Source organism: Cellulomonas sp. T2.31MG-18 (assembly GCF_964266755.1).
GTDB lineage: Bacteria > Actinomycetota > Actinomycetes > Actinomycetales > Cellulomonadaceae > Cellulomonas.
Genome location: NZ_CAXWGW010000001.1, coordinates 1631510 through 1644129, shown reverse-complemented (window position 1 = coordinate 1644129; position 12620 = coordinate 1631510). Strand labels below are relative to the sequence as shown.

The following is a 12620-nucleotide window of genomic DNA, read 5'->3' as shown; positions in this document are numbered from 1 at the left end:
CTACCCGGCCGCTCTCTGGCGCCCGGTCACCAGGTGGTCGGGAACAGGGACGGCTTGCTGCCCGACGGCGCTACGCCCAGCTCGGACAGCGCGAACCCGGCCACGTCGCTGAACACGGGCGCGGCGACGACACCGCCGTAGATCGACGTCTTGGGGTTCTGCACGAAGACGCCCACGACCAACCGGGGCGCGTCGGCGGGCACGACACCGATGAAGGAGGCGGTGATGCCACCGGTCTGCATGTCCTGCGCCGTCCCGGTCTTGCCCGCGACCTGGTAGCCGGGGACGGCCGCTGACGTCCCCGTACCGTCGTTGACGACGCTGCCGAGCATGGTGAGCAGCGTCTGGGCGGTCTGGGGGGACACCACGCGGACACCCGCGGCCCCCGGCGTCGGTGTGTACGTGCCGTCCGGCCCTGTCCACCCGGCGATGAGGTGCGGCTGCGGACGGACACCGCCGTTCGCGACCGTCGCGTAGACGTTCGTGGCCTGCAGCGCGTTCACCGACAGGCCCTGGCCGAAGAGCACCGTGTACTGCGTACGTCCGTCCCACTGGTCGGCCGGGTGCAGGATCCCGGCCGTCTCACCCGGCAGCTCCACGCCCGTGGGCGTGCCGAGACCGAACTTCGTCAGGTACGAGTACCTCTGGTCCTTGGTCAGCTGCTGACCGATCATCACCGTGCCGGCGTTGGAGGACTGCGCCAGGATCCCCGTCGTCGTCCACTGCTCGACGCCGTGCTGCTCCGCGTCGTGGAACGCCTGACCGTTCGGCGCCGTGTACTCGTACGGCACGGAGAGCTGCGAGGTCGGGGTCGTGAGGCCGGATTCGAGCAGGGCCGCCATGGTGATGACCTTGCCGGTCGATCCAGGCTCGAACGCGTCGGACACCGCCCGCGAGAGGGCGTCCGCCGCTCCGGCGCCGGGCTTGTTCGGGTCGATCGAACCGGAGTCGGCCACCGCGTACAGAGCACCCGTCGCCACGTCCTCAACCACGACCGTCGCGGAGTCGGCGCCCGTCGCGGCCTTCTGCGCGTCCGCGGCCTCCTGCGCCTTCCACTGCAGGTCCGACAGGATCGTCAGCCGTGCGGACTGACCGGCGACCGCCGGCGTGCCCGTCGAGTACCCGCCCGGGATCGCCTGACCGCCGGCACCCCGTTCGTAGGTCTCCGAGCCGGCCGTCCCGGTCAACCGGGAGTTCAGGGTGTACTCCAGGCCCTGCAGGCCCTTCCCGTCGGCGTTCACGAACCCGACGATGTTCCCCGCCAGCGTCCCCTTGGGGTACACCCGGTCGGCGACCTTCTCCACCATGACGCCGTCGATCCGCAGAGCCTGCACCGAGCGCGCGACCTCCGGCAGCACACCCTTGGCCACGTACCGGAACGTCGAGCTGCCCGCCAGCTCACCCCCCAGCTCGGCCGGGTTCGCGCCCAGCACCGGGGCGAGGCGCGCCGCGACGCCGGCGGCGCCGTCGGGCGCCCCGGTCCCACCCGTGCTGCGGTACTTGGTGATGGTGCGCTGGTTGACCGAGATGTCGTAGCGCTCCACCGACGTGGCGAGCGGGACACCGGCCGCGTCGGTGATCTGGCCCCGCTGCCCGAGCACGGTGAAGGACGAGAGGCGCTTCTCCAGGGCCACCTTGGCGATCGCCGGACCGGCGATGCCCTGGACCCACACGAGCCGGCCCGCGAAGGTCGCCAGCACCAGGACGAGCACCACCACGAGCGCGGTGACACGGCCGCGCGGACCGGCCTCGCGCACCGGCCGGGGGCCCCGCTGGGTCGGCACCTGCAGCAGCCGAGCCGCCTCGCCGACCACGCGCCGGCCCGCCGGGGTGCGGACCGCCGCCTGAGCCATGCCGGCTACGTTGTCACGCCGAGGCGCACGTGCGGCTGCGCCGCGCTGCGCGGGCCGGCCGGTGCCGCGGGACGGCGTCGCCCCCGTGCGCGTCGGCGTGCTCATCCCGCCGCAGCCGGCGCCGGCGCGCCCTGGACGGAGCCGTCGGACAGCCGCAGCCAGCCCGTGCCGTTGGCCGGAACCATCCCGATGCCGCGCGCCGCCTGGGCCAGGCTGGCCGGCGCGGACCGTGCATCGAGCTGCGCGACGAGGTCGAGCTGGTCCTGCTGCAGGCGACCGAGGCGGCTGGTCAGCGACGAGCGCTCGAACGCGCCGCCGGCCATCGACGTGTTCAGCAGCAGGGCGGACAGCAGCGCCGCACCGAGGATCGCCATGCAGAGGAAGACGAACGGCACGCGGGTGCGCGCCTGCTGCGGCGCCCGGACCACGCGCAGCCGGGGGCGTGCGGCCGGCGCGGGACGGGGTGCCAGGGAGACGGGCGTGCCCGCCCGCAACGGCTGAGCGCTCATGCGGCGGCTCCTCTCGAGGATGTGCGGCCCGGTAGCAGGTGTGTCGGCGTCGCTCGCAGGCGTTCCGCGGCGCGCAGCCGGACGGACTGGGCGCGGGGGTTCGTGGCCACCTCGTCCGGCCCGGCGAGCTCGGCACCCCGGGTCAGCAGCCGCAGGTACGGCGCGTGGTCCGCCGGCTCCACCGGCAGCCCGGCCGGCGCGCTCGAGGTGGCACCGACGGCGAGCTCCCGCTTGACCAGCTTGTCCTCGAGCGACTGGTAGGCCTCGACGACGATGCGCCCTCCGACGGCGAGCGCCTCGACGGAGGCGGGCAGGGCACGGGCCAGGGCGTCCAGCTCGCCGTTCACCTCGATGCGCAGGGCCTGGAACGTGCGCTTGGCGGGATGGCCGCCCTGCGCCCGGGCCGCGGCCGGGATCGAGGCGCGCACGACGTCCACCAGCTCGCTGGTGCGCGTCAACGGCCGCCGGCTGCGCTCGCGCACGACCGCGCGGGCGATGCGCGGCGCGAACCGCTCCTCGCCGTAGGTGCGCAGCACGCGGACCAGCTGCTGCTCGTCGTAGGTCGCCAGCACGTCCGCCGCCGTCGGTCCGGTGCTCGGGTCCATGCGCATGTCCAGCGGGGCGTCGTGCGCGTAGGAGAAGCCCCGTTCGGCCTCGTCGAGCTGCAGCGACGAGACGCCGAGGTCCATGAGGACGCCCTGCACCAGGTCGATGCCGAGGCCGTCGAGCACCGCCCGCACCTCGTCGTAGACCGCGTGGACCGCCGTGAAGCGGTCGCCGAAGGGAGCCAGCCGCCGGCTGGCCAGCTCGAGCGCCTGCGGGTCCCGGTCCAGACCCACGACCCGCGCCTGCGGGAACGCACGAAGCACACCCTCGGTGTGACCGCCCATGCCGAGCGTGGAGTCCACCATCACGGCGCCCGGGTTGCCGAGCGCCGGCGCGAGCAGCTCGAGGCAGCGGGCCAGGAGGACGGGGACGTGCCGGGCTGCGGTGTCGTCGGTCGGCTGCTCCACGGCGCTCTCCTCTCCTGGTCCTGGTCGGGTTCCGGGCCGGGCGTCCGGCGCGAGCTCTCGGGTACTGCCTGTCGGTGCTGTCTCGGTGCTGGTGCTGCGAGTCGTTGCTGGTCGGAGGCCCTCCACCGTCCGACCAGATCCCCCACCGGCTGTGCTGGCGCCGGGGAAGTGCGTCAGCACGGACGGGAGGAGGTCTCGCCGGGCGGTCGGGTGGAGCTGCGGGCTTCGTGCGGTGGTGCGGACTGCGGTGGTGCGGACTGCGGTGGTGCGGACTGCGGTGGTGCGGACTGCGGTGGTGCGGACTGCGGTGGTGCGGACTGCGGTGGTGCGGACTGCGGTGCTGCGGACTGCGGTGGTGCGGACTGCGGTGGTGCGGACTGCGGTGGTGCGGACTGCGGTGCTGCGGACTGCGGTGCTGCGGACTGCGGTGCTGCGGACTGCGGTGGTGCGGACTGCGGTGGTGCGGACGAGGTGACGGTCAGATGCCTTGCGGGAACACCTCCTCGGCGGTCTCGGCGTACTGCGCCTCCTGCTCGGCCAGGTACGTCTCCCACGCCTGCAGGTCCCAGAGCTCGACGCGGTTGCCGGCGCCGATCACGGCGACGTCGCGGTCGAGGCCGGCGTACTTGCGCAGCACCGGCGGGATGGAGATGCGGCCCTGCTTGTCGGGGAGCTCGTCACTCGCCCCCGACAGCAGCACGCGCAGGTAGTCACGGGCCTGCTTGCTGGTGACCGGGGCGGCCTGGGCGTGCTCGTGCATCCGGCGGAACTCGTCCAGCGGCAGCAGGAACAGGCAGCGCTCCTGACCCCGGGTCAGGACCAGACCCGGCGCCAACCGGGCGCGGAACTTGGCGGGCAGGATCAGCCGCCCCTTGTCGTCCAGCCGGGGTGTGTACGTGCCCAGGAACGGCGCGACGGAGCCCAGGACCCCGCCGAACGCCTCCTCGGACACCACGCCTCCCCTCGCCCGAGCACTCCCGACCTCACCACCGCGCACCACGCTACTCCACTTCCCTCCACCGAGCCCGGTAGGAGAGGGCTTTTTCACCCCTCCTGGCGCGCGAAGTCGCAGGTCAGCCGCCGTGGTGGAAAGTGGAGGGTGGGACGCGGCGGAGATCGCTCGGTCGGGCGACGAGCACCGTGCCGACCCGCACCGCGGCGGTCTCGTCGGCCCACGCGCTCGGCGCTACGCCGCCTGCGGCGTCGTGACGTCGGCCTGCGCGCCACGCACGTCGGGCGCACCCGCTCAGGTGGAGGGAAGTGGGGCGGGCAAGTGCGCCGGCCGACGCGCTGCGGGATCGGTGGCACCGCACGTAGGCTCAGCCCACCTGCCCTGCGAGGAGGAGCGATGACGACCGACGTGCCATCCGGGTCGCAGCTGGACGACGTCGTCCACGTGACGGGCCGGATGCGCGCAGGGATCGAGTCGGTCATCACCGGACGCCCGGACCTGGTCCGAGTCAGCCTGGCGGTCCTCTTGGCAGAGGGCCACCTGCTCCTGGAAGACGTGCCGGGGGTGGGCAAGACCACGCTGGCCAAGGCGATCGCCCGGTCGATCGACTGCACGGTGGGCCGGATCCAGTTCACCCCGGACCTGCTGCCGAGCGACCTGACCGGCGTGAACATCTACCGGACCCAGACGCACGAGTTCGAGTTCCGCCCGGGTCCGGTCTTCGCCCACGTCGTGATCGGCGACGAGATCAACCGCGCCTCCCCCAAGACGCAGTCGGCGCTGCTGGAGTGCATGCAGGAGGCGCAGGCGACCGTCGACGGACGCTCGTACCCGCTGCCCCGCCCCTTCCTCGTCGTCGCGACCCAGAACCCGGTGGAGATGGAGGGGACGTACCCGCTCCCCGAGGCACAGCGGGATCGCTTCATGGCGCGCCTCGCGGTCGGTTACCCGAGCGTCGAGTCGGAGCTCGAGATGCTCGACATCCAGGAGCGGTCCGACCCGATCGACGAGCTGCGTCCGGCCACCGACGCCGAGCACGTCGCCGCGATGATCGAGGTGGTCCGGCACCTGTACGCCTCCGCCGCGGTCAAGCGTTACGTGGTCGACCTGGTCGGGGCGACGCGGGACGACCCGGGCCTTCGGCTCGGCGCCTCGCCACGCGCCGCCATCCAGCTGCTCCGTGCCGCCAAGGCGGTGGCCGCCATGGCCGGTCGGGACCACGTGCTCCCGGACGACGTGCAGCAGCTCGCGGTACCGGTCCTGGCGCACCGCCTGCTCCCGAGCACGGAGTCGCGCCTGTCCGGGCGCACCACCGCGCGGATCGTCGAGGACGTCGTCGAGCGGACGCCGCTGCCCGCACCGGCCGCCACCTCGGCCCGGGTGCGTCGCGCGGCAGGCTGATGGTCCCGCGGCCGACCGTCCGGGGCTGGGCGCTCGTCGCGGGCGGCCTGCTCTCCACGGTGCTCGGCGCCCTTCTGGGCGCGGTCGACCTGGTGCGCATCGGCATCGTCGCCCTGGTCCTGGTCGCCGGCGCCGAGGTCGGCGTGGCCGTCACCGTCCCGGGGCGGGGACGGCACCGGATCGAGGTGCGTCGGTCCGTCGAGCCGAACCCGGTGCACGTCGGTGAGGACGCCGACGTGCAGGTGGACGTGCTCGCGCCGGACTCCGGGGCACGGGTGCGGCTCGCCGGTCTCCGGTTCGCCGAGCAGGCTGCGACGGAGCTGTCCGGCGGCCGCCCGTTGCGGGCGAGGGTGACCCGCTCTCCCGGGCGGGTGACCGTGCGCTACCCGGTGCGGGCGACCCGACGCGGCCGATGGCCGATCGGCCCCCTCGTCGTCACCCACGGTGACCCCTTCGGCGTGGTGCGCTCCCCCGCGACCCTGGGTGGCGCGGCCGACGTGGACGTCTGGCCGGAGGTGGTCGCGCTGCCGCCGCCGAGCGACGTCCTGGTCGACGAGCCGGATCGCGTGACCCTCGGGGCGCGCACCCCGTCGCCCGACGACGCGGCCCTGCGCGACTACCGGGAGGGCGACGACCTGCGGCGCGTGCACTGGCGCAGCAGCGCACGGCGCGGGGCCCTGCTGGTGCGCTCGGACGAACGCGCGGGCATGAGGCCGGTCAGCGTGCTGCTCGACCAGCCCGTCCGGTCCAAGACGCTCGAGTGGTCCATCTCGTTGGCCGCCTCGATGGCGCTGGCGATGCTCGAGGGCGGGCACCCGGTGCGCCTGGTCGGCCTCGAGCCGACCGCCGGCGACGACGTGTCGGAGATCCCCGAGTTCGTGCACTCCCGCAGCGGTCCGCAGGCACGTGCCACGCTGCTGAACCGGACGATCGACCTGGTGGGCCCCCGCACCGACGCAGAGGCGGAGCAGCGTCTGCTCGACGGGGTGCGGCTGCTCGAGACGGCCGAGGGTGGAGCGGAGATGGTCCTCGCCGTGCTCGGACCGCTGTCCGCACGCGCTCGAGCGGCACTGGTGCACGCCAGCAGCTCCTCGCACAGCTGGGCCGTGGTGCGGACGGACGGCCGGAACCCGGCCGAGGCCGCCGGTGCCGAGCACACGGTCCGGGCACTGCAGCGCGCCGGCTGGCGGGTCGGTCGCGCGACGGTCGGTGAGGACCTGATGGTCTGCTGGCGACGCCTGCTCGGGAGCGCGGCGTGACGACCGCCGACCGCGTCGAGGGCAACACGCGAGGCTGGCTCTCGTCGGCCCTCTGCGCACTGGCCACGTGCGCAGCCCTCGTGGCCCTCGGTCGGCTCATCCAGCCGGGCCGCTGGCCGGCGGTCGCCTGCGCTGCGGTGATCCTCCTGGCGGCGGTCATCGCCGCCGTCCGCTCGCTCACGGGCTCCCCCTGGGTGCCGACGGTCGTCGGCGCCGTCGTCGCCTTCGCCGGCCTCGTCGTGCGGTACGGCGCACCGCCCGGGGGTACCCAGGTGCTCCCGACGCCGGACGCCGTGCGGCGCACGTGGGCGCTGGCAGGCGAAGGTGTCGCCCTGATCCAGGGCTCGTTGGTGCCGATGCCGTCGAACCGGTCGGCGGAGGTGCTGGTCGTCGCTGGCGCGGCGGCGGTGCTGCTCCTCGTCGACGCGCTCGCGCTCGGCGCCGGCGCGCCCGCGCTCGTCGCGCTCCCCCTGAGCGCCCTGTGGGTGCCCGCCGTGGTGCTCGGCTACCCGGCGTCCGGCTGGGCCGTCTTCTGGACGGGCCTGGCGTACCTGATGCTGCTGGCGCTGACCACGGCACCCGGAGGTCCGCAGGCCGACCTGGTCCGTCGCTCGAGCACGGCATTCGCCGCCGCGGCCGGGGCGGTGGTGCTCGCGCTCGTCGCGGCGCCCGCCGTCGCGGCGTTCCCCGGCTGGTCGAGCGTGCGGCTGCCGACCCTCGGCGACGGTCCGAGTGGTCCGCTGGTCCTCTCGAGCAACCTGGACCTGCGCGACAGCCTCGGCTCCCGGTCCAGCCAGGTGGTGCTCCGCTACACGGTGTCCCGCCCTGCACCGCAGGACGGGACCGGACCCAGCCCGGGCGCGACGTCCGAGGTGCCGTTGTCGATCGGTCCCCTGCGTGCCTTCACGCTCAGCTCGTTCGACGGTCGCCAGTGGTCCCGGGCCGGCGACGGCCCGGTGTTCCCGTTCGACGGCGGGTCGTGGCTCGGCACCGACTCCGCGACCCCGGACCCCGCCCGGGAGCTCGACGTGCAGGTCCGGCTCGAGTCCCTGCGCGAGACCCGCCTGCCCATCACCACCTTCCCGCGCACGGTGGCGGTGGACGGCACCTGGCGGTACGACCCGCAGCGCGACGAGGTCGTCGGGACCCAGGCCACCGCCGCGGGTCAGACGTACTCGATGCAGGTCGAGGTGCAGGACCTCAGCGCCGACCAGCTCATCGCCGCCGGTGCCGGTGCGCCGTCGGGCAGCGAGAACTACCTGGAGGTGCCTGCCACCCAGCACCTCGCGGACATCACGGCGCGCGCCAACCAGATCGTCGGGAACGCCACGACGGCCTACGACAAGGCGATGGCGCTGCAGCAGTACTTCCGCTCCGGGGCGAACTTCACCTACGACACCAAGGTGCCTCCGGCGACGTCCCAGGACGCCGTGTGGGACTTCCTGCAGTCCCGGCGGGGCTACTGCGTCCAGTTCTCCTCGGCGATGACGTTGATGGCGCGCATCCTCGGCATCCCGGCACGCGTCGCCGTCGGCTTCCTGCCGGGGACGCAGACCGGCAACGACGGTGAGTACGTGGTCACCGGCAAGCAGGCGCACGCCTGGCCCGAGCTGTACTTCGCGGGCTACGGATGGGTCCGGTTCGAGCCGACGCCGGCCGTCCAGACGGGTGCCCCCCCGGCCTGGAGCGACCCGTACGTCCGCTCGACCGGTCCCGGTGCGCAGGGTCCCAACGACCTCGGCCGCGCCGGCCAGGCCGCGACCGGTGGCGCGACCGGCGCCCCGGCGCAGGCGCCGCACCAGACGGTGACCACCACCGTCCACGGCAGCTGGGTGCCGACAGCGGTCACGATGGGACTGGTCCTGCTCGCCGCCGCCGCCGCGCTGCTCGTGTGGCGGCGCCTCCGGCGCCCCCCGGAGCTCAACGCCGAGCGGGCGTGGCACACGCTACGGCGCCGCCTCGCGAAGCGGCACATCACGTGGGCCGACTCGACCACCCCACGGGGTTGCGTCCGTACGGTCCAGGACACGCTGCTGGAGCTGACCGGGCGCGAGCTCCAGGGCGCTGCGTTGGAGGGCCTCACCGAGCTTGCCCGGACGGTCGAGGACGAGCGCTACGCACCTGCCCAGAGCCCACAGACGTCGAGCCAGCTCCATCACTGGATCGGCGAGACCCTCCGCGGGGTCGACGACCTGGTCAGCGACCGCCCTGGTCGCGCCGCCGCTCCCAGCGGGCCTCCAGCCGGGCCATGAAGCCCTGCTTCGAGACGGACTTCCGCACCGGCCGGTGCACCTTGCCGTCCGTGCCCACCACGCCCTGAGGCCCGGCTGACCGCCGGGGCATCGCGAAGGCGAGGGCGACCGAGGCGAACATCAGCACGAAGCCGATCGCCCCGAGCCACGGCTTCGAGTTCGCCGCACCGAGGACCAGCAGCAGCAGCCCGACCACGGCGCCCGTGCCCGTGAGGACGAACCGCACCACGGGACGGCGTCGGCGCTGGGTGAGGGTGTTCGCCAGACGCGGATCGTCTGAAGCGAGCTGGCGCTCCATCTGCTCGAGCACTCGCTGCTCGTACTCGGAGAGTGGCATGGCGACCTCCGATGCACCGATGGACCACGGCCTCTGGTCGCCTCAGGATAGATCGACCGGCACGAAGGTGGTAGTCGAGCGAGCGGGCGCCGCCTCGACCGAGCCCGTCCGGATGGCCTGGGTGCCGAAACGGGAACGAACGGCGTCCATGGCCCGCTCGGCGTCTCGACGCCCCGAGGTCTGCGCCGCGGCCTCCTCGAGAGTCGGCTGACGGACGGTCGTGGCGGCAGGTGAGAGCCCTTCCGCACGGACGCCGACCAGCCGGACCGGAAGACCGCCGAGGTCGACGCCGGCGAGCAGGGCGCGTGCCGCCAGGTAGATCTCGCGGCCGACGTCGGTGGGCGTGGTGAGCGTCCGGGCACGGCTCAGCGTCCGGAAGTCGGAGGTCCGCACCTTGATCGCGACGGTGCGCGCGACCATTCCGTGCCTGCGCAGCCGGGCCGCGCACCGGTCCGCCAGCTCCAGCACCTTGGTCTGCACCACGGCGAGGTCGGACACGTCCGCGACGAACGTCTCCTCGGCGCCGATCGACTTCTCCTCGCGGCCCGGCTGCACCGGACGAGGGTCCCGGCCCCACGCGAGGTCGTACAGGTGCTCACCCGCCACCTTGCCGACCGCCCGTCTCACGGTGTCCACCTCGCTGTCCGCCAGCTCGGCGACCGTCCTGATGCCCCACCGGGCCAGCGCCGCCTCCGTCCGCTCGCCGACGCCCCACAGCGCGCCGACGGGAAGGATCCGCAGGAAGTCCACGGTCGCCGCCCGGGGGACGAGGAGGACCCCGTCGGGCTTGGCGTGGCCGGACGCGAGCTTGGCGACGAACTTGGTCGACGCGATGCCGACGGAGCACGTGATGCCGTAGCGCTCCCGCACCCGGGTGCGGATCAGCGCCGCGATCGCCGTGGGTGGTCCGATGCGACGCCGCGCACCGGCCACGTCGAGGAACGCCTCGTCCACGCTCACCTGCTCCACGAGCGCGGTCACGTCGCGGAGCACCGACATCACGCCCTCGGACACCTCGTGGTACGCGTGGTGGTCGGGCGGGACGACGACGGCCTGCGGGCACATGCGCAGAGCCGTGGACATCGGCATCGCGGAGTGCACACCGAACGCCCGGGCCTCGTAGGTCGCGGCGAGCACGACTCCTCGCTGGGCACCGCCGACGATCACGGGCAGCCCGCGCAGCTGAGGCCGACGCGCGAGCTCGACGGAGGCGAAGAACGCATCCATGTCGACGTGGAGGATGGTGCACCCGTCCTCCTCGCTGCCCCAGTCCCGCTTGGCCGCGGCGGACCGGGGACCGCGGCTCATGAGGCCCTCGCGGTGTGGGCCTCGCCGTCGAGATACGTCCGCACCACGTCGACGAAGTCCTCCGCCTCGACGAGCGCCTGCTCGGCACGAGGACCGGTGACGAGGTCGAACCGACCCGCCTCGACCGCCGCCCGCAGCGGCGCCGCGTCCGCGAAGACCGCCCCCCACCGGCTCAACGACGGCGCGACGGAGCCGAGCTGGCCCCACACCGTGCGAGGCGCCGAGCGTCCGGCCGGTGCACCCTCGGCCGCGACGACGGCCGCCGCGGCCCGTACGGCCGCGAGGTGCGCATGGGACAGCTGCTCCCACGGCTCGGCGGAGAACTGGGCTGCCACGAGCTCTGCGTCGGCGCGGGCGAGCAGCTGACGGACGCGCGACGGAACCGGCGCACCGCCTGTGGTCACCGACCTCGGCCTCGTCGCTCTCATCTCCGCACCTCCCGCCCTCATCATCGAACAGGTGTTCGATCGCCGTCAACCCGGACGGTACGATGGCCGCGTGCCGCCATCCCCGGGGCGTCCCCGACGGCGCCCACCCTCGCACCGACCACCCACACGGTCCGTGCCGGGCGACGAGCGATGGCCGCAGGAGCCGGTGCGAATCAGCACGGGCACGGCGCAGGTGGTCCAGACGGCCGACGACCCGGACGGCGTCACGCTCCTGGTCAACGGCGTGCCGAGCTCGCACCTGGACCTCGCCGACCCCACGCGGCTCGAGTTCGAGTACATGCAGCAGATGACGGCCGTGCTGGACGCCTTCCGGCCTCCGCCCGCCGCGCTCACGGTGGTGCACCTGGGCGCCGGCGCCTGCACCCTCGCTCGGGCCGTACACGCGGCGCGGCCCGAGTCCCGGCAGCTGGCCGTGGAGCTGGACGGGCAGCTGGCGGCGCTGGTGCGCACGTGGTTCGACCTGCCGCGGTCGCCCGCGCCGCGGATCCGGGTCGGCGACGCACGCACCGAGCTGAGCCGTCTGCCGGACGGCTCGGCGGACGTCGTCGTCCGCGACGTGTTCGCCGGCGACCGCACCCCCGACCCGCTCACCACCGCCGAGCTGACCGCGGACGTGAGCCGGGTGCTGCGGCCCGGCGGTCTCTACCTCGCCAACTGTGCCGACCGTCCGCCGCTCACGCTGGCACGCTCGGAGGTGGCGACGGTCGCCTCGGTGTTCACCCACGTCGCCGCCATCGCCGAGCCGGCTCAGCTGAAGGGGCGCCGGTACGGCAACGTCGTCCTCGCGGCGACCGACTCGCCCGCCGTGCTGGACTCCCCCGCGCTGGCCAGGGCGCTGCGGTCCCTCCCCGTGCCGGCGCACCTGCTGCACGGCACGGAGCTGAGCGGCTTCGCGGGCCGGGCACCCGTCCGCCACGACGTGGACGCGGCGCCACACCCCTGACCGCCGGACACACGTCGGGGCCGCACCCCCACGAGGTGCGGCCCCGACGTTCTGGATGTGGTCCTCTACCGGAGAGCCCCGAAGGGGCCGCCGATCAGAGGGGACGGACGTGCTCGGCCTGCGGGCCCTTCGCGCCCTGCGTGATCTCGAACTCGACGCGCTGGCCCTCGTCCAGCGACCGGTAACCCTGGGTGTCGATCGCCGAGTAGTGGACGAAGACGTCGGCGCCGCCGCCGTCCTGGGCGATGAACCCGTAGCCCTTCTCGGCGTTGAACCACTTGACAGCACCCTGTGCCATGTCCTGATTCCTTCTGTCCCACCGGTGACGGCGCAGGCCCGCTGCC

General features: G+C 73.9%; 12 protein-coding genes. 4 read left to right on the top strand and 8 right to left on the bottom strand.

The window, feature by feature from the left end; all coding sequences use genetic code 11:
- Positions 1–26 precede the first annotated feature (26 nt).
- The 4 genes from ACFQTY_RS07600 to mraZ all read right to left on the bottom strand — a co-directional run bounded on the left by ACFQTY_RS07600 (position 27) and on the right by mraZ (position 4300).
- The gene (locus tag ACFQTY_RS07600) at positions 27–1853 is read right to left on the bottom strand and encodes a peptidoglycan D,D-transpeptidase FtsI family protein (RefSeq protein WP_378098975.1); all 1827 of its coding nucleotides are present in this window, start codon (positions 1851–1853) and stop codon (positions 27–29) included.
- Between the two features lie 101 nt (positions 1854–1954).
- Positions 1955–2362, bottom strand: coding sequence for a hypothetical protein (locus ACFQTY_RS07595; protein WP_378098973.1), 408 nt, complete (start codon positions 2360–2362; stop codon positions 1955–1957).
- On the bottom strand, positions 2359–3375 hold the full coding sequence (rsmH, locus tag ACFQTY_RS07590) for a 16S rRNA (cytosine(1402)-N(4))-methyltransferase RsmH (protein WP_378098971.1): 1017 nt from the start codon (positions 3373–3375) through the stop codon (positions 2359–2361). The genes ACFQTY_RS07595 and rsmH overlap by 4 nt, the downstream gene beginning before the upstream one ends.
- Before the next feature lie 478 nt (positions 3376–3853).
- A complete protein-coding gene (gene mraZ, locus ACFQTY_RS07585; RefSeq protein WP_337975604.1) occupies positions 3854–4300 on the bottom strand; it encodes a division/cell wall cluster transcriptional repressor MraZ in 447 nt (148 codons plus the stop codon).
- 423 nt (positions 4301–4723) lie between these two features.
- On the opposite strand from mraZ, the gene ACFQTY_RS07580 reads away from it, so the two are divergent.
- The 3 genes from ACFQTY_RS07580 to ACFQTY_RS07570 are packed head-to-tail and all read left to right on the top strand — an operon-like array spanning position 4724 to position 9239.
- Positions 4724–5728 (top strand): AAA family ATPase, encoded by a 1005-nt coding sequence (locus ACFQTY_RS07580; RefSeq protein ID WP_378098969.1) that lies wholly within the window; start codon positions 4724–4726, stop codon positions 5726–5728.
- Complete coding sequence (locus ACFQTY_RS07575) at positions 5728–6987, top strand: DUF58 domain-containing protein (RefSeq protein ID WP_378098967.1); 1260 nt, start codon at positions 5728–5730, stop codon at positions 6985–6987. The genes ACFQTY_RS07580 and ACFQTY_RS07575 overlap by 1 nt, the downstream gene beginning before the upstream one ends.
- Positions 6984–9239 carry a transglutaminaseTgpA domain-containing protein gene (locus ACFQTY_RS07570; RefSeq protein WP_378098965.1) on the top strand — a complete coding sequence of 752 codons (2256 nt, stop codon included), beginning with the start codon at positions 6984–6986 and terminating at the stop codon, positions 9237–9239. Before ACFQTY_RS07575 ends, ACFQTY_RS07570 begins: the two co-directional genes overlap by 4 nt.
- On the opposite strand, the gene ACFQTY_RS07565 is transcribed toward ACFQTY_RS07570, so the two are convergent.
- The 3 genes from ACFQTY_RS07565 to ACFQTY_RS07555 are packed head-to-tail and all read right to left on the bottom strand — an operon-like array spanning position 9184 to position 11312.
- Complete coding sequence (locus tag ACFQTY_RS07565) at positions 9184–9576, bottom strand: DUF3040 domain-containing protein (RefSeq protein ID WP_337972965.1); 393 nt, start codon at positions 9574–9576, stop codon at positions 9184–9186. The two genes, ACFQTY_RS07570 and ACFQTY_RS07565, sit on opposite strands and share 56 nt — an antisense overlap.
- A 42-nt stretch (positions 9577–9618) precedes the next feature.
- Positions 9619–10884, bottom strand: coding sequence for a DNA polymerase IV (gene dinB / locus ACFQTY_RS07560; RefSeq protein ID WP_378098962.1), 1266 nt, complete (start codon positions 10882–10884; stop codon positions 9619–9621).
- On the bottom strand, positions 10881–11312 hold the full coding sequence (locus ACFQTY_RS07555) for an SAV_6107 family HEPN domain-containing protein (RefSeq protein ID WP_378098960.1): 432 nt from the start codon (positions 11310–11312) through the stop codon (positions 10881–10883). Before ACFQTY_RS07555 ends, dinB begins: the two co-directional genes overlap by 4 nt.
- A 166-nt stretch (positions 11313–11478) precedes the next feature.
- On the opposite strand from ACFQTY_RS07555, the gene ACFQTY_RS07550 reads away from it, so the two are divergent.
- Positions 11479–12276: a spermidine synthase gene (locus ACFQTY_RS07550; protein WP_378098958.1), complete on the top strand. Its 798-nt coding sequence runs from the start codon at positions 11479–11481 to the stop codon at positions 12274–12276.
- 94 nt (positions 12277–12370) lie between these two features.
- Here the strand turns inward: ACFQTY_RS07550 and ACFQTY_RS07545 are convergent, their stop codons facing one another.
- The gene (locus ACFQTY_RS07545) at positions 12371–12574 is read right to left on the bottom strand and encodes a cold-shock protein (protein WP_263732321.1); all 204 of its coding nucleotides are present in this window, start codon (positions 12572–12574) and stop codon (positions 12371–12373) included.
- Positions 12575–12620: the final 46 nt, after the last annotated feature.

What these genes read in the sequence shown, in the direction of transcription:
- ACFQTY_RS07600 (WP_378098975.1), bottom strand. Translation starts at nt 1,853, where the DNA reads ATGGCTCAGGCGGCGGTCCGCACCCCGGCGGGCCGGCGCGTGGTCGGC.
- ACFQTY_RS07595 (WP_378098973.1), bottom strand. Translation starts at nt 2,362, where the DNA reads ATGAGCGCTCAGCCGTTGCGGGCGGGCACGCCCGTCTCCCTGGCACCC.
- ACFQTY_RS07580 (WP_378098969.1), top strand. Translation starts at nt 4,724, where the DNA reads ATGACGACCGACGTGCCATCCGGGTCGCAGCTGGACGACGTCGTCCAC.
- ACFQTY_RS07575 (WP_378098967.1), top strand. Translation starts at nt 5,728, where the DNA reads ATGGTCCCGCGGCCGACCGTCCGGGGCTGGGCGCTCGTCGCGGGCGGC.
- ACFQTY_RS07565 (WP_337972965.1), bottom strand. Translation starts at nt 9,576, where the DNA reads ATGCCACTCTCCGAGTACGAGCAGCGAGTGCTCGAGCAGATGGAGCGC.
- dinB (WP_378098962.1), bottom strand. Translation starts at nt 10,884, where the DNA reads ATGAGCCGCGGTCCCCGGTCCGCCGCGGCCAAGCGGGACTGGGGCAGC.
- ACFQTY_RS07555 (WP_378098960.1), bottom strand. Translation starts at nt 11,312, where the DNA reads ATGAGAGCGACGAGGCCGAGGTCGGTGACCACAGGCGGTGCGCCGGTT.
- ACFQTY_RS07545 (WP_263732321.1), bottom strand. Translation starts at nt 12,574, where the DNA reads ATGGCACAGGGTGCTGTCAAGTGGTTCAACGCCGAGAAGGGCTACGGG.